The organism is Vreelandella hamiltonii, from assembly GCF_014651795.1.
GTDB lineage: Bacteria > Pseudomonadota > Gammaproteobacteria > Pseudomonadales > Halomonadaceae > Vreelandella > Vreelandella hamiltonii.
Genome location: NZ_BMXO01000010.1, coordinates 88,466 through 104,760, shown reverse-complemented (window position 1 = coordinate 104,760; position 16,295 = coordinate 88,466). Strand labels below are relative to the sequence as shown.

The following is a 16,295-nucleotide window of genomic DNA, read 5'->3' as shown; positions in this document are numbered from 1 at the left end:
GTGTTGCGCGAGGATGCCCTCAGCCCATGGCAGGTCAAATTCCACAGCGATTTATCGACGATCTGCTTGGCCGCGTCGACGTGGTCGAGGTGGTGGGGGAGCGCGTACAGCTCAAGAAAGCGGGCCGTAATTTTTCCGGCCTGTGTCCTTTTCATCAGGAAAAAACACCTTCGTTTACCGTCAGTGCCGACAAGCAGTTTTATCACTGCTTTGGCTGTGGTGCCCACGGTAATGCGCTACGCTTTTTGATGGAATACGACAAGCTGCCCTTTCCCGAGGCAGTCGAGCAACTGGCCGGACGGCTGGGGCTGGACGTGCCCAGGGAAGGGGCGGACGACCCGCGAGCCCAGCAGCGGGAGAAAAAACGCAAGGAAGGGGTCAATCTTCTCGAGGTGGCGGCCAGCTTCTATCGCGAGCGATTGAAGATGCAGGAGGGCCAGGCGGCCCAGCGCTACTTGCAGGGGCGCGGCCTCTCGCCAGATGTGATGACCACCTACGGGATTGGTTATGCCCCCGGCGGGTGGGAGGCGCTGAAGCAGCATCTGAGCGCCAAGGGCATCGGTGAGCCGGTGCAGATCGAGTACGGTCTGCTGATTCATCGCGAGGACACCGGGCGTACCTATGATCGCTTCCGCGACCGGGTGATGTTCCCGATACGCGATTTGCGCGGTCGGACCATCGCCTTTGGCGGTAGGGTCATGGGGGATGAGCAGCCCAAGTACCTCAACTCGCCGGAGACGCCTGTCTTTCACAAGGGGCGCGAGCTCTACGGCCTGTACGAGGCGCGTCAGGCGACCAGCAAGCTGGAACAGCTGGTGATGGTCGAGGGCTACATGGACGTGGTGGCGCTGGCGCAGTACGGCATTCACAACGCCGTGGCCACGCTGGGGACTGCCACCACCGAAGATCATCTGTCGCGGCTGTTTCGTCTGGTCAGTCGCGTGGTGTTCTGTTTCGACGGTGACCGCGCCGGGCGTCAGGCAGCCAGCCGTGCGCTGGAAACCGCGCTGCCGCAGATGATCGATGGCCGCGAGGCGCGGTTTCTGTTTTTGCCGGAAGGGGACGACCCGGACTCGCTGGTGCGCCGCGAGGGTCGCGAGGCCTTCGAAGACCGCGTGACCTGTGCCATGCCGCTGTCGGAGTTTCTGTTCGAACAGGCTGCCCAGGGGCGCGACTTGCAGACCGTGGAAGGGCGCGAGCGCTTCGCCAGTCACGTGCTGGAGGCGCTGCAGAAGGTCCCGGAAGGCATACTGAAGTCGCTGCTGCTGGAGACGCTCGCCAAGCGAAGTGGGTTGGCCCAGGCGCAGTTGCAGGGGTTGCTGGACAAACGCGTGGCGGCGGCCTCCAGGGCGTCGCCGCAGTGGGAACCGGTCGATGCGCAGGCGATGCCGGAAGAGCAGGCCCGCCCGCGCGGCGGTCGGCCATCGCGACAGGCGAGCACCTCGCGGACGCTCTCCACCGTGGGACGCATCGTGCAGCTGTTGCTGCATGAGCCGACGCTGGTGGCCGTTCTGCCGGAAACGCAGGATTGGCTGCCTGGTCAGGATCCGCAGGCATCGCTGTGCCGCGACCTGATTGCCCTGCTGCGCGCCGGACGCTACCGCAGCCCGCAAGTGGTGCTGGCGCACTTTCAGGGCAGTGATGAGGGGCGTGTGCTGGCAGAGTTGGCCGCGCGTGAGCTGCTGATTCCCAAGGCGACCCGTGAAGCCGAGCTGACCGGGCTGGTCGAACACCTGGCCGAGCAGCAGCGCAAGCGTTCGCCTCAGGAAGAGTACGATGCCTTGCTGGCGCTGGAGCGCTCAGGGCAAAAACTGGATAAGGAGCAGCGGCAGCGGTTGGCCGGGTTGGTGTTGGAATTGACCCAGGGCCGCTAATGCACAAGGTGGTTGCAAGAGGTGAGGGGTTGAAATCTCGAACTTCAGGGCCACATAGAGGTTATGTCGCCAAGTATTGGCTAACCGAACAACCTAACACACCTGAATGATCGCGCAAATACGTTTCGCTGGAAAAAATCCAGCTATTTACGCTATACTGTTCGGCTTGTTGAGTTTAATCGATTCAGCGCCCCAGGTGTTTCATTCTTCTTCGTCGAGATAGGGTTTCTATGGCTGGAAATGCGCAGCAGCAGTCACGTCTGAAGGAGTTGATCGCGCGCGGCAAGGAACAGGGCTACCTGACCTATGCCGAGGTCAACGACCATCTACCCGAGGATATCGCCGACCCGGATCAAGTGGAAGACATCATTGGCATGATCAACGACATGGGTATCAGTGTCGTTGAAGAAGCGCCAGATGAAGACACTTTGATGATGTCGGATCACTCCACGGACGAATCCGCTGCGGAAGAGGCCGTTGCGGCACTCGCCGCCGTGGAAAGCGACGTCGGTCGCACTACCGACCCGGTCCGCATGTACATGCGCGAGATGGGCACGGTGGAGCTGCTGACCCGTGAAGGCGAAATCGAAATCGCCAAGCGGATCGAAGAGGGCACGCGGGAGGTCATGTCGGCGCTTGCGTACCTGCCCGGTGCCGTTGCCTCCATCCTCGAAGCCTACGACGCAACCCAGGACGAGGAAGCGCCAGGGCGCCTTTCCGATCTGTTCTCTGGCTTCATCGATCCCGACGAAGGCATTCCCGGGGTGGCCGAAGCGGAAACCCCCGAGCCGGAAGTCGATGCCGAGCTGAGCGATGACGATGATATCGACAGCGACGATGACGATGATGACGAGGACACCAACGCCAGCGAAGGTGGCCCGGACCCGGAAGAAGCCAAGGCGCGTTTCGAGCAGATTCGTGAGCAGAACGCCGCCGTCGAAGCGGCGCTGGCCAAGTTTGGCCGTGGCAGTAGCGAGCTGAAAGCCGAGCAGGCACGTCTGGCCGAGCTGTTCTCACCCATCAAACTGGTGCCCAAGCACTTCGAGCGCCTGGTGGGGCAGATCCGCATCAGCGTGGAGCAGGTGCGTGCCCAGGAAAAGGCGGTCATGCAGCTGTGCGTCAAGAAAGCCAAGGTGCCGCGCAAGACCTTCATCAAGTCCTTTCCGGGGCATGAGTCGGATTCGTCGTGGCTGGACGCTTTCCAGGAAGCGCAGCCCAAGTATGCCGACCGTCTTGAGCCACTGCGTGCCGACATCGCACGCTCTCAGCGCAAAATTGCGTTCGAGGAAGACATGGTGCAGCTGACGGTGGCGGACCTGAAGGAAGTCAACCGCAAGCTCTCCATCGGTGAAGCGAAGGCGCGCCGGGCCAAGAAAGAGATGGTCGAGGCCAACCTGCGTCTGGTGATCTCGATCGCCAAGAAGTACACCAACCGTGGCCTGCAGTTCCTGGATCTGATTCAGGAAGGCAATATCGGTCTGATGAAAGCGGTGGACAAGTTCGAGTATCGCCGTGGCTACAAGTTCTCCACCTACGCGACATGGTGGATTCGTCAGGCCATTACGCGCTCCATCGCGGATCAGGCGCGTACCATTCGTATTCCGGTCCACATGATCGAGACCATCAACAAGCTCAATCGTGTGTCGCGTCAGATGCTGCAGGAAATGGGCCGCGAGCCGACCCCTGAAGAGCTGGGCGAGCGTCTTGAAATGCCGGAAGACAAGGTGCGCAAGGTGCTCAAGATCGCCAAGGAACCGATCTCCATGGAGACGCCGATTGGTGACGACGACGACTCTCACCTGGGTGACTTCATCGAGGACAGCACCATGCTGCTGCCCATCGATATGGCGACCGGCGAAGGCCTGATCGAAGCGACCCGTAACGTCCTCGGTGGTTTGACCGCTCGCGAAGCGAAGGTGCTGCGCATGCGTTTCGGTATCGACATGAATACCGATCACACCCTGGAAGAAGTCGGCAAGCAGTTCGATGTGACCCGAGAGCGGATCCGCCAGATCGAAGCCAAGGCGCTTCGCAAGCTGCGTCATCCCAGCCGTTCCGAGCCGCTGCGCTCCTTCCTGGACGAGTAAGCGTCGCTCGAAAAAGCCCGCCGTGGAAACACGGCGGGCTTTTTTGTGGGCAGCTGTTGGGCAAGGTGCCAATAGCACCTTGCCGCCTTTTGTTGAAGCCTTTACAGGGTGTAGTGAGTCGCGGAGCCCGGTCCTACGGGCAGACCCAGTACGAACACCCAGAGGAAGAACAGAAGGCTCCAGCCGATCAGCATGAACAGGGTATAAGGCAGCATGAGCGCTACCAGGGTGCCAATGCCCATATCCTTGCGGTAGCGGGTCGCTACGGCCAGAATCAGCCCGAAATAGCTCATCATCGGGGTGATCAGGTTGGTGACCGAGTCGCCGATCCGGTAGGCGGCCTGAATCACTTCCGGGGCGTAGCCCATCAGCATCAGCATGGGCACGAAGATGGGTGCCGTCACGGCCCACTGCGCCGATGCGCTGCCCAGCGACAGGTTGATGAAGGCGCACATGATGATGAACAGCGCAAATAGTCCAGGCCCGCGCAGCCCCAGGGACTCCAGCAGGTCGGCTCCGGCAATGGCGGTCACCGTGCCAAAGTTGCTCCAGTTGAACAGCGCCACGAACTGAGCGGCAAAAAAGACCAGCACGATATAGAGGCCCAGGCTGCTCATGCTCTTGGCCATGGCGTTCACCACGTCGCGGTCATTGTGCATGGTGCCTGCCAAGCGACCATAGATGAAGCCCAGCACGCTGAACGAAACGGCCACGATCACCACGATGCCGCGCAGGAAGGGGGAGCCGCTGATCAGCCCGGTCTCGGGGTCGCGCAGAATGCCGCCTTCAGGCACCACCATGATGGCCACCAGGGCGATGAGTGCCAGAGTGGCCAGGCCGGTGCCCTTCAGTGCCCGCTTTTCGGTGTCGGACAGGCCCTCCATGCGCTGCTGATCGATATCGCTGTCGGCATAGGCCGTGTCGAACTTGCCCAGCTTCGGCTCGACGATGCGTTCCGTGACCAAACCGCCAATCAGGGTGACGAAGAACGTGCTGGCAAACATGAAGAACCAGTTGGCTTCGGCTCCGACGATATACGCCGGGTCCAGCAGACGAGCGGCTTCCTGAGTGATGCCCGAGAGCAGCGGGTCGACGGTACCGATCAAGAGGTTGGCGCTGTAGCCGCCGGAGACGCCACAAAACGCGGCTGCCAGACCGGCCAGCGGATGTCTGCCCAGCGAATGAAAGATCATCGCCGCCAGCGGAATCAGCACCACATAGCCAAGCTCGGCTGCCATGTTCGACATGATGCCCGCAAATACCACGGCATAGGTGACGATGCGCGGTGAGCGGTTGAGTACCAGCGCGCGCATGCTGGCCGACAGCAGGCCCGAGTGCTCGGCCACACCCACCCCCAGCATGGCCACCAGCACGGTACCCAAGGGCGCAAAACTGGTGAAGTTGGTCACCATTTCGGTGACCAGGCGGCGCAGGCCCTCGGCGTTGAGCAATGAATTGACGGCAATCCACTCGCCTTCATTGGCTGGGCGTGGGTCGGCTACCGATACCCCTAGCGCCCCCGCAATGCCGCTGCCGACCACCACCAGTACACACAGGATGGCGAACAGTGTCACCGGGTGAGGCAGCAGATTGCCCAGCCATTCGACGCTATCCAGGAAGCGAGTGAACGCCCCGCGTTTTAGCGTATTTTCACGATTGTTTGGTGTATTCATAACGTTTGTGTCGTCAGTTGGTTGTTTTTTAGCAAAATTGCCCAAAGCAGTGTGGGGGACGACACTACGTGGATGGCCAAGGGGGCGCAAATGGCTTTACGTATAGCGGGATGTAAAAAATGAAATGCCGTCTCTGGCGGTGCTCTCAAAGACGGCAAAAAGAACCTATTGGCAGGGTGTCAGGCGCTTTTCTGGCGAGCAAGGTGCAGGCGTCGGGCCAGCAGGAGCAGCTCGATCATGGCAAACAGAATCAGGCTATAGCCCAGCAGCTCGACCACTTCTTCTGCCACATCCTTGAAAACCCGGACGTACTGCTCCTCCAATACGGCGCGCCAAAACACTTGCCTGCCATAAAGACGTGAAAATACATAAGTAACCAGTACGCCGCCTGCAAACAGCCCAAAGGCAAAGCTATTGCTGAAGTGGCGAAACTCCTCCAGAAAACGCTGGCGCTGGTACACGACCCAGGCCAGTGAGGGGAGGATGATCATGGCGACCAGGATTTTCCAGGTATGCCGTGCGACGTACTCATCGAGAAAGTAGTCCTGCTCACGTACCAGCGAGGCAGCGAGGAAGGCCAGCAGCAGAAGGGTCACCGTGGGCCATACTTTCAGCACATGGCGTACGTAGAGGAGCAAGGTGCAGCAACTGATCAGAATGAAGGTCTGGGTCAGCTCGGTGAACCCCAGCTCGGTATAGCGCACGGTAGGCAGATACAACGCTTCCAGATACGCGCCTTGGGCGATGCCTCCGATGAAGAGTATATAGAGTGTCGCGCGCAGCAGCGCAGTGCGAAAATCAATAGGCCAGGAGGGTGGCATCACGGTTCCTCTACGTCAGGCGAGATCAGTCAAACAACAAACATACATGAATGGATGTTCATTGTATCGTCACTTTTCTGTGCTGACACGTCGAACGTGCCAGGAATATCTCGACGAATGGCGGGTTACACTGCAAAGTAACGACATGAAAGCAATAACGACCGTTGAGGGGCGGGTGTCACCATGGCTATTAGCGTCTTTGATCTGTTTCGGATAGGCATTGGCCCGTCCAGCTCGCATACCGTGGGGCCCATGCGCGCGGCGCGGGATTTCGTGATGGCGTTGCCGGAAGCGCCAGTGTCACGGCTGGTGGTGCGGCTGCACGGGTCGTTGGCCGCGACTGGGGTAGGCCATGGCACCGACAATGCGGTGGTGATGGGCCTGATGGGTGAAATGCCCGAGTCCATCGAGCCCGACAGCATTGCCGGACGCCTGGCGGCGCTGGACGACGGGACGCCACTGACGCTGCCCAATGGGCATTCGCTGCCCTTCGACCGTGCGCGAGACATCGAGTGGGACGAGACCTGTCTGGCCTTTCATCCCAATGCCATGGTGATCACGGCCTACCAGCAAGAGCGAGTGATCGCGACCAACACTTACTACTCGCTGGGCGGCGGCTTCTATGTCGACCAGGCCTGTGCCGATCAGGGCGGGCTAGATGAGGACAAGACGGCGCTGCCTTATCCGTTCGAATCGGGTAACGAGCTTTTGGCACTGTGCCAGGCGAATGATTTGCGTATCAGCCAGCTGATGCTGGAAAACGAGAAAGCCTGGCGCAGCGAAGACACCATCCGTACCGAACTGCTGAAGATCTGGCACGCCATGCGTGACAGCATCGAGAACGGATTGAAAGCCACCGGGCGGTTGCCTGGCGGGCTGAACGTGCGCCGTCGCGCCAACGCCCTGCATCAGCAACTGCTTTCGCCGCCCGCCCAGCAGCGCCTGATCGTCAGCAGTTTCAGCGTGATGGATTGGGTCAACCTGTTTGCGCTGGCCGTCAATGAAGAGAACGCGGCCGGCAAGCGGATGGTCACGGCGCCCACCAATGGGGCTGCCGGTATCGTTCCGGCGGTGCTGGCCTATTACCTGAAGTTCGAACCCGACGCCTGCGATGCCGATGTGGTCGATTTTCTGTTGGCGGCGGGCGCCATGGGCATACTGTGCAAGAAGAATGCCTCGATCTCCGGGGCGGAGGTGGGCTGCCAGGGAGAGGTCGGCTCGGCGTGCGCCATGGCGGCGGCCGGGCTGGCCGAAGTGCTGGGCGGTACGCCGCGGCAGGTAGAAAACGCTGCGGAAATTGGCCTGGAGCATAACCTGGGGCTGACCTGTGACCCGGTGGCGGGGCTGGTGCAGGTCCCTTGTATCGAGCGCAATGCCATTGCGTCGGTCAAGGCCATCAATGCCGCCCGCATGGCGCTGCATGGTGATGGCGACCACTTCGTCTCGCTGGATAAAGTGATCAAGACCATGCGCGATACCGGACGCGACATGCAGGACAAATACAAGGAGACCTCCAAGGGAGGGCTCGCGGTCAACGCCATCGAGTGTTAATCCGGCAGCGCGTGTCAGGCCTGGGGCAGGGTGCGGCCGATATTGGCCACCAGATAGTCCACCAGTTGACGAATCTTGGGTGACAAGTGGCGGTGGCGCGGGTAGACCGCCCACACCGCCGTATCGTGGTGCTGGAAGGGTTCCAGCACCGAGATCAGTTCACCATTGGCCAGATGCGGAGCGACGTAGTAATCCGGCAACTGAGCCAGGCCCAGCCCTTTCAGGGCTGCATCCAGCAGGGCTGGCCCCGAGTTGCCGCTCCAGCATCCCTCCACCTTGACCTCTCGCCGCTGGCCGTTCACTTCGAACAGCCAGTTGGGGCGCGACCCCAGCAGGCAGCGGTGTTGGCTCAGCTCGCCCAGCGTGTGGGGGCGGGGCGCCTGACGAAAATAGGCCTGTGAGCCCACCACGTATTCGCGGCGTTCGCACAGCCGCCGAGCAATCAGGCTGGAGTCTTTCAGCACCCCCATGCGAATGGCGATGTCGAAACCCTCTTCGATCAACTCCACCGGGCGATTGGTGAAGTGCATGTGTACTTCGAGCTGAGGGTGCAGGCGCTGGAAATCATTGACCAGCGGGGCAACGTAGCGCTCGCCGAAGGTCGTTGCCGAGGTCAGTTTCAGTAGCCCATGGGGTTTGGCCTGCAGCTCGCTGATCGCCTGCTCGGCATCACGCAGCCCATCGAACAAATGGCGGCAGTGCTCCACGTACAAGGCCCCGGCATCGGTCAGCCGAATCTGCCGTGTGGTGCGATACAGCAGCTGAACGCCCAGCTGATTCTCCAACTGGCTGACCAGCCGACTGATGTGCGAGGTGGACACCTTCAAGTGGCGAGCCGCGGCCGAAAAGGTGCCGAGCCGTACGACTTCCACGAACGCTTCGATACGATCCCAGCGCTGCATGGCGCTCCTCATGCCCATCTGGCGGTGAAGGGTGGCAGCGAATGAGCAACGCGACTATTGCTCAGTGGCAATAATCTTGTGAGTGTATCCCGCTTTATCCCTTTCGCCTAGCTGGCCTACACTGCAAGCACGTTTATCCATCCACTTTATCGAGCGCTGTTGCGCCCAGGCAGTGGAACGTCGCTGCGCAACACCTCGGGGAGATTTGCATGAAATCACGTGCTGCGGTTGCACTCGAAGCGGGCAAGCCGCTCGAACTGGTCGACATCGATGTGGAAGGCCCCAAGGCGGGCGAGGTACTGGTGAAAATGGCGGCCACCAGCGTCTGCCATACCGATGCCTATACCTTGTCGGGCGCCGACCCGGAAGGCAACTTCCCGGCGGTACTGGGCCACGAAGGTGCGGGTATCGTGCAGGAAGTGGGCGAAGGCGTGACCAGCCTGAAGCCGGGCGACCACGTCATTCCGCTGTATACCGCTGAGTGCGGCAAGTGCAAATTCTGCCTGTCCGGCAAGACCAACCTGTGTGGCAGCGTGCGCGCTACCCAAGGTAAAGGGGTCATGCCCGATGGCACATCGCGCTTCTCGCTGGAAGGCAAGATGCTGCACCACTACATGGGCACCTCCACCTTCAGTGAGTACACCGTGCTGCCGGAAGTCTCGCTGGCCGTGGTTTCCAAGGAAGCGCCGCTGGACAAGATCTGCCTGCTGGGCTGCGGTGTCACCACCGGGATTGGTGCCGTGTTGAACACGGCCAAGGTCGAGCCGGGCTCCACCATTGCCGTGTTTGGCCTCGGTGCGATCGGCCTGGCGGTGATCCAGGGTGCCGTGATGGCCAAAGCCGCCAAGATCATCGCCATTGATGTCAATCCGGACAAGTTCGAGCTGGCCAAGCAGTTCGGCGCGACGGACTTCGTCAACCCGAAAGACTACAGCGACCCGATCCAGCAAGTGATCGTCGACATGACCGACGGTGGCGTGGACTACTCCTTCGAGTGCATCGGCAATGTCAACGTGATGCGTTCTGCCCTCGAGTGCTGCCACAAGGGCTGGGGTGAGTCGATCGTCATTGGCGTGGCGGGTGCCGGTGAAGAGATCTCCACGCGCCCCTTCCAACTGGTCACCGGCCGGGTATGGAAAGGCTCTGCGTTTGGCGGCGTGAAAGGGCGTAGCGAGCTGCCGGGTTATGTAGACCGTTATATGAACGGCGAGCTGAACATCGACGACTTCATTACCCATGACATGCCCTTCGAGAAGATCAACGAAGCCTTCGACCTGCTCCATGCCGGCAAGAGCATTCGTACCGTTCTGCATTACTGAGTATGATGAAAGCAGCCTGAAAGAACGCGGCCGGGGCAACCCGCCGCGTTTCACTGTTTAAGGAGCCTGCCCATGAGCATGAGTGAAACGTTGGAACTGGTGTCGGCAAACCGCAGTTTTGGCGGTTGGCACAAGCGCTACCGCCACTACTCCCGAGCCCTGGACTGCGACATGGTCTTTGCGGTGTACCTGCCGCCACAAGCCGAAAACGAGCGGGTGCCCCTTCTGTGGTGGCTGTCGGGGTTGACCTGCAATGACGAAAACTTCATGCAGAAAGCTGGCGCGCATCGCATTGCGGCAGAGCTGGGCGTGGCGATCGTGTGCCCGGATACCAGCCCGCGCGGCACGGAGTTGCCCGGCGAGCATGAAAGCTACGATCTGGGGTCCGGCGCAGGTTTCTACGTGAACGCCACCCAGGCGCCCTGGAAGCCTCACTACCGCATGTACGATTACGTGGTCGAAGAGCTGCCGTCCGTGGTGCGTCAGCATTTTCCGGTCAATGGCCGCGAGTCGATCAGCGGGCACTCCATGGGAGGGCATGGTGCATTGATTCTGGCGCTGCGTCATCCGGGGCGCTTCCGTTCGGTATCGGCCTTTGCGCCGATCGTGAACCCGATGAACTGCCCTTGGGGGCAAAAAGCCTTCACCAGCTACCTTGGAGAAGATCAGACCCGCTGGCGCCAGTACGATGCCTGCGAGCTAGTGGCCAATGGCGCTTCCCGGCAGCGGTTGTTCATCGATCAAGGGGAAGCCGATCAGTTCCTGGAAGAGCAGCTGATGCCCGAGCGTCTGGAAGCGGTATGCGCCGAGCATGATCACCCGCTAACGCTGCGCCGTCAGCCAGGCTACGATCATAGTTACTTCTTCATCGCCTCGTTCATCGAGGACCATTTGCGCTATCATGCGGAACACCTCATGAAACGTTAAGGGTACCGAGACATGGTCAATCGCGCGCTGCGCCGAGTTCTTCGTCTGCTTTGGCGTCTTGTTTGGCGTGGCGCGCTGGCCTTTGTGCTGCTCTCGGTGGCGCTGGTGTGGCTGTTTCGCTTCGTGCCGCCGCCGGGTTCCATGGTGATGGTGGAGCGCAAGGTACAAAGCTGGGTCCATCGCGAACCCATCACCATCCAGCGCCAGTGGCGTAGCTGGGACAATCTCTCGAATAACGCCAAGCTGGCGGTGATTGCCGCCGAGGACCAACGCTTCCCGATTCATCGTGGTTTCGATGTGGTGGAGCTGCGTCGTGCCTGGGAGGCCAGCCGCGATGGCTCGAGGCTGCGGGGAGCCAGTACGCTCAGCCAGCAAACGGCCAAGAACGTTTTCCTATGGAGTGGGCGCAGCTGGCTGCGCAAAGGGCTGGAAGCCTGGTTCACCCTGCTGATCGAAACCTTCTGGAGCAAGCAGCGGATTCTGGAGGTGTACCTGAACGTGGCCGAGTGGGATACCGGGGTGTTTGGGCTGGAAGCTGCCGCCGACCACTACTTTGGTGCTTCCGGAAGTGCCTTGACCGAGCGCCAGGCCAGCCTGCTGGCGGCCATCCTGCCTAGCCCGCGCACTCGCAGCGCATCGCGACCCGACGCCCAGGTCGAGCGCCGCGGCCAGTGGATCCGCCAACAGATGCGTAATCTGGGCGGCACGGCTTACCTCGAACGTCTTTGAACCTTCTTCAATCGTATTGCTCGTCAGCCACGCTGGCCAGCACGCCTACCTGTGGCCTGGCGAAGTAATACCCCTGCTGTACCGAAATGCCCAAGGCCAGCAGGCAGCGTGACTCCGCCCGTGTCTCGACCCCTTCGGCCACCAGTTGGGTGCCCAGAGTGCGCGCCAGGGCGACCAGGCTCTTGAGAATGGCCTGCCGCCGTGGATTGCCGTCGCAGCCCATGACCAGCTCTCGGTCTACCTTCAGCGTATCCGGTCGCAGATCGGTCAACAGGTCCAGGTTGGCGTAGCCGTTGCCAAAATCATCCAGCGACGTGGTGAACCCCATGCGGCGATAGCTATCGATGATGTTGCGCAGGTGTGTTCGGTCGACCACCCGTTCGGTTTCGGTGATTTCGAAGTTCAGCCGTTCGGTGGGCCAGCCCACCCGGCGTGATGTTTCCAGGGTAGATTGAATACAGGCTTCGGGTTCGTAGACGGCATTGGGAAGAAAGTTGATCGAGAGACGCGCCGCCATCCCCAGCTCACTGGCCAACTCGATGGCTTTGACCCGACATGCCTGGTCAAAGCGATACAACAGGTCGTCGGTCACCTGCTCCAGAATGGAAAAGGCGGACTCACCGTTGATGCCTCGTACCAGCGCTTCGTAATAGATCACTTCACGACGTGCTACGTCCACGATGGGCTGAAAGGCCATGGTAAACGCGAAAGGTACCGGTGTGTCGCAGCGGTTGCAGACGCCGTTTACCCTGGCGCAATGAGGTTGTGCTGTCATGTTCTTCCAAGCCCTGGAACGATCAAAATTATTAGGGTTATTTGCTGGCGGATTTGACGACCATCACCACCCCTGCGATGGCAATGACCATACCGATGAGCCCCATCAGCGGCAGCCGTTCATCAAATAACCACCACGCCTGCAGCGCGGTCACGGGAGGCACCAGATAAAAGAGGCTTGCCACGCGGGAAGCCTCCCCCTTTTTTATCAAGGCCATCAATAACAGGATAGCGGCAATTGACAGAATCAGCACGAGCCAGCCCAGCGTCAGCAGGAAGGTCGTGCTCCACGCTACGGAGCGGGTCTCGAACAACAGCGCGCCCAAGCCCAGCAGGGTGCCTGCAGCCAGGTACTGAATCACTGCACCCGACAGCAGCGGCATGCTGGTGCAGTAGCGTTTCTGGTACAGCGTGCCCAGTGAAATACCCAGCAATGCGGCGAGTACACTGACCAGCGCCCCCATGCCAAAACCGCTGAACAGCGAACTGCCAAACTCCAGCTTGCTGCCCAGCACCAGGCAGATGCCTACCAGCCCCAGTGCCAGGCCCAGCCATTGTCGCGCGCCCAGGCGTTCGCCCAGCAGTGGGCCTGCACAGGCGGCGGTCAACAATGGCTGCAAGCCGACCAGCAAGGCCGCCAGACCCGCTGGCATTCCCAGGTAAATGCCATAGAATACGCCGCCAAGATAGGTGGCATGCACGAGCAGGCCCGATATCCCGATATGCATCCATAGCCTTGGTGAACTCGGCCATGGAATGCGCATCAGCAAGGTCAGCGGTACGAGCAGCAGCAGCGTCAACACGAAGCGGATAAACAAAAACGTGAAGGGTTCGGCGTAGGGCAGGCCAAACTTGGCACCAATGAACCCCGTGCTCCATAACAGCACGAAGAGCCCAGGCATGGCGGCCAGCGCGAGCGAATGGCCGTGCATGTTTTGCAAGGCCTTGAAATGGCTAGACATAAAGCTCCTATTGCCAGCGTGTTGTTTATCTGTTGTTGTTACGTTCTGTTCTTCTTGTAACGTGTTTTTACATAAAAGATTGAACCTGTGCCTGAACCACGCGTCACACTGTGCACATTCATAACGCGCCAATGAGGTTTCTTACCATGCAACGTATGACTGCTTTGTTCTCTGCTGCTCTCCTTGCCACTGGCCTGATGGCGGGCACTGCCCACGCCCAGCAAGCCCAGGACCCGGCACAAGATCCGATGGCGACCCAGCAGGCGCCTGCACAGGATTTTTCTGATCAGCAGCTACAGCAGTTCGCCGATGCTTCTCAAGAAATCGCCGTGATCTCTCAGGAGTACACACAGCGTCTGCAGGAAGCAGAAGACGAAGCTGCCCAACAGGAAGTTCGCGCTGAAGCCAATGACCGCATGATCGAAGTGGTCGAAGACAGCGGTCTGGACGTCGACACGTTCAATGCTATCGGTCAATCCATCCAGCAGGATCCGGAAATGATGCAGCGTGTACAGGAAATGGCTAGCCAGTCATAAGCCTGTTGCCACCGCCTCTGGCGGTGGTGAACCATCGAGACCTGCAGGATAGTGCCAGATTTTCCTTAACGTGCGAAGTACCTGCCTGTTCTGTGGTCCAAAAGCCCAGCGCCAACGCGCTGGGCTTTTTTTTGCGTGGTTCACCCAGGCTGAAAGGTTGTCCTCTACCGACGCACACGCCACACTAAATGGCTGATCATTAACCCTTTGAGCCTCTGCAGGAGAGCGTATGGACGTGGAGCTTCTGGAAATCCGCCAGCACATGGGACAGTTCCCGCCATTCGATGGGCTGTCCGATGAGCTACTGGACGCCATTGCCGCCCGGGTGGAGGTGAGTTACTTCAAGACGGGTAGCGACATTCTCGAGCTGGACGCCACCCTCGATGAGCTGTGCTATATCCGCAGTGGGGCAGTAGAAGTGTATCGGCGGCAGGGCGAACTCTACAATCGCCTGGCAGAAGGAGACATCTTCGGTCATTTCAGCCTGCTGCGTAACCACAAGGTGCGCTTTCCTGCCAAGGCCATCGAAGATACGTTGATCTATTTCATACCCAACGACGTTTTCCAGCGGCTCTGTGAGGAAGACGATGAGTTTGCCGACTTCGTGGAGCTGGAGCGGCCTCGGTTGGAGACCGCTGCCGAGCAGCAGAAAAAGTCCAACGACATGATGGTCACGCGCATACGCAAGCTGGTGACACGTTATCCGGTGATGGTGGAGTCCACCACCAGCGTTCAGCAGGCGGCACAGCAGATCAGCGCTGCCCAGGCATCGGCCGTACTGGTGATCGATGAGGGGAGCAATCATCCTCGCTACAGCTTTCAGGACAGCGAAGGCAAGACCTGGCAGATGTGCGGCATTCTCACCGACAGCGATTTCCGCACGCGGGTAGTGGCCGAAGGGCTGGCGCCCTCCACGCCCGTGGGCGATGTGGTATCAGAGCGGCTGATTACCGTCCAGTCGGATGCCACGGTCTACGAGGCCATGCTGGTGATGCTGCGCAGTAACGTGCATCACTTGCCGGTGCTGTATCGCCAGCGCCCGGTAGGTGTGGTGCATCTTTCCGATATCATTCGCTACGAGACCCATAGCGGGCTTTATCTGGTCAGCAATATTTTCAACCAGTCCAGCGCCCAAGGGTTGGCCAAGCTGTTGCCCGATGTTCGCGCTGCCTTTGCACGGATGGTGCAGGAGGGGGCCAATTCACAGATGGTGGGCAGCGCGCTATCGACCATCGGGCGCAGTTTTACCCGCCGTTTGCTGGAGTTGGCCGAAGAGTCGCTGGGGCCACCCCCGGTGCCTTACTGCTTCATGGTCAATGGGTCCATGGCGCGTAACGAGCAGAGCATCGTGACGGACCAGGACAATGCGCTGATCTTGTCCGATGATTTCGACCCGGACGAGCACGACGCGTATTTCCAGGCGCTGGCAGCCTTTGTCAGCGATGGATTGGCCGCCTGTGGCTACACCTATTGCAAAGGCGATGTCATGGCCACCAACCGCCAGTGGCGCCAGCCGCTGAGCGTGTGGAAACGCTACTTCCAGGACTGGATGGCCAACCCAACTCCGGAGAGGTTGCTGCACAGCTCGATCTTTTTCGACCTGGACAGTATCTATGGCGAAGAACACTACGTGGAAGCGCTTCAGGACCTGATCGCCCAGACGGCACCCCAGTCGCCGCTGTTTCTGGCCGCCATGGCGCGTAATGCCTTGAACCGTACGCCCCCGCTGGGCTTTTTCCGCACGTTCGTGATGGAAAAGGATGGCAAGCACAACAACTCCATCAACCTCAAGCGGCGTGGTACGGCGCCCATGGTAGACCTGATTCGTGTGCATGCGCTGGCCTGTGGCTCCAAAGCGCAGAACTCTTTTCAGCGGCTGAACGACATCAGCCAGACCCAGCTGTTGGCCACCGGGGTCAGCGACAAGCTGAGCTATGCCCTGGAGTTCCTGTGCATGTCGCGTATTCGCCATCAGGTCATCGACCTGCAGGAAGAGCGCGAGCCGGATAACAACATCGAACCCGAAAACGTCGAAGACAGCGAGCGGCACACGCTCAAGGATGCGTTTCAGGTGTTGAGCCATGCGCAGAAATTCCTGAAATTCCGCTACCCGATTCCCACGCAACGGCAGGGGCGTTGA

At 60.1% G+C, this 16,295-nt stretch carries 13 protein-coding genes; 8 read left to right on the top strand and 5 right to left on the bottom strand.

Features of this window, described 5'->3' with window-relative positions; genetic code table 11:
• Nucleotides 1-26 precede the first annotated feature (26 nt).
• Both dnaG and rpoD read left to right on the top strand, forming a co-directional pair.
• Complete coding sequence (gene dnaG / locus IE061_RS11440; RefSeq protein WP_193461638.1) at nucleotides 27-1,874, top strand: DNA primase; 1,848 nt, start codon at nucleotides 27-29, stop codon at nucleotides 1,872-1,874.
• Between the two features lie 230 nt (nucleotides 1,875-2,104).
• On the top strand, nucleotides 2,105-3,961 hold the full coding sequence (rpoD, locus tag IE061_RS11435; RefSeq protein ID WP_081192460.1) for an RNA polymerase sigma factor RpoD: 1,857 nt from the start codon (nucleotides 2,105-2,107) through the stop codon (nucleotides 3,959-3,961).
• A 101-nt stretch (nucleotides 3,962-4,062) separates the two neighbouring features.
• Here rpoD and IE061_RS11430 read toward each other — a convergent pair whose 3' ends face one another.
• Both IE061_RS11430 and IE061_RS11425 read right to left on the bottom strand, forming a co-directional pair.
• Complete coding sequence (locus IE061_RS11430; protein WP_039175630.1) at nucleotides 4,063-5,634, bottom strand: AbgT family transporter; 1,572 nt, start codon at nucleotides 5,632-5,634, stop codon at nucleotides 4,063-4,065.
• Between the two features lie 179 nt (nucleotides 5,635-5,813).
• A complete protein-coding gene (locus tag IE061_RS11425) occupies nucleotides 5,814-6,455 on the bottom strand; it encodes a hypothetical protein (protein WP_081192452.1) in 642 nt (213 codons plus the stop codon).
• Between the two features lie 183 nt (nucleotides 6,456-6,638).
• Here IE061_RS11425 and IE061_RS11420 point away from each other — a divergent pair, with 183 nt between their 5' ends.
• Nucleotides 6,639-8,006, top strand: a complete 1,368-nt coding sequence (locus tag IE061_RS11420; protein ID WP_039175634.1) for an L-serine ammonia-lyase — start codon at nucleotides 6,639-6,641, stop codon at nucleotides 8,004-8,006.
• Nucleotides 8,007-8,020: 14 nt separating this feature from the next.
• Here IE061_RS11420 and IE061_RS11415 read toward each other — a convergent pair whose 3' ends face one another.
• Nucleotides 8,021-8,908 (bottom strand): LysR family transcriptional regulator, encoded by an 888-nt coding sequence (locus IE061_RS11415; protein ID WP_016916324.1) that lies wholly within the window; start codon nucleotides 8,906-8,908, stop codon nucleotides 8,021-8,023.
• Between the two features lie 209 nt (nucleotides 8,909-9,117).
• Here IE061_RS11415 and IE061_RS11410 point away from each other — a divergent pair, with 209 nt between their 5' ends.
• The 3 genes from IE061_RS11410 (at nucleotide 9,118) to mtgA (ending at nucleotide 11,883) form a co-directional block, all read left to right on the top strand.
• The gene (locus IE061_RS11410; protein WP_096921357.1) at nucleotides 9,118-10,227 is read left to right on the top strand and encodes an S-(hydroxymethyl)glutathione dehydrogenase/class III alcohol dehydrogenase; all 1,110 of its coding nucleotides are present in this window, start codon (nucleotides 9,118-9,120) and stop codon (nucleotides 10,225-10,227) included.
• Nucleotides 10,228-10,299: 72 nt separating this feature from the next.
• Nucleotides 10,300-11,154, top strand: a complete 855-nt coding sequence (gene fghA / locus IE061_RS11405; RefSeq protein ID WP_016916326.1) for an S-formylglutathione hydrolase — start codon at nucleotides 10,300-10,302, stop codon at nucleotides 11,152-11,154.
• Nucleotides 11,155-11,166: 12 nt separating this feature from the next.
• Nucleotides 11,167-11,883 (top strand): monofunctional biosynthetic peptidoglycan transglycosylase, encoded by a 717-nt coding sequence (gene mtgA, locus IE061_RS11400; RefSeq protein ID WP_039175641.1) that lies wholly within the window; start codon nucleotides 11,167-11,169, stop codon nucleotides 11,881-11,883.
• A gap of 7 nt (nucleotides 11,884-11,890) precedes the next feature.
• On the opposite strand, the gene IE061_RS11395 is transcribed toward mtgA, so the two are convergent.
• Together IE061_RS11395 and IE061_RS11390 are read right to left on the bottom strand one after the other, a co-directional pair.
• Nucleotides 11,891-12,658 (bottom strand): EAL domain-containing protein, encoded by a 768-nt coding sequence (locus IE061_RS11395; RefSeq protein ID WP_444542709.1) that lies wholly within the window; start codon nucleotides 12,656-12,658, stop codon nucleotides 11,891-11,893.
• A 37-nt stretch (nucleotides 12,659-12,695) separates the two neighbouring features.
• The gene (locus IE061_RS11390) at nucleotides 12,696-13,619 is read right to left on the bottom strand and encodes a DMT family transporter (RefSeq protein WP_052196320.1); all 924 of its coding nucleotides are present in this window, start codon (nucleotides 13,617-13,619) and stop codon (nucleotides 12,696-12,698) included.
• Nucleotides 13,620-13,765: 146 nt separating this feature from the next.
• On the opposite strand from IE061_RS11390, the gene IE061_RS11385 reads away from it, so the two are divergent.
• Together IE061_RS11385 and IE061_RS11380 are read left to right on the top strand one after the other, a co-directional pair.
• Nucleotides 13,766-14,155, top strand: a complete 390-nt coding sequence (locus IE061_RS11385) for a DUF4168 domain-containing protein (RefSeq protein WP_039175645.1) — start codon at nucleotides 13,766-13,768, stop codon at nucleotides 14,153-14,155.
• A 229-nt stretch (nucleotides 14,156-14,384) separates the two neighbouring features.
• Entirely contained in the window at nucleotides 14,385-16,295 is a 1,911-nt protein-coding gene (locus IE061_RS11380) for a DUF294 nucleotidyltransferase-like domain-containing protein (RefSeq protein ID WP_039175649.1), read from the top strand.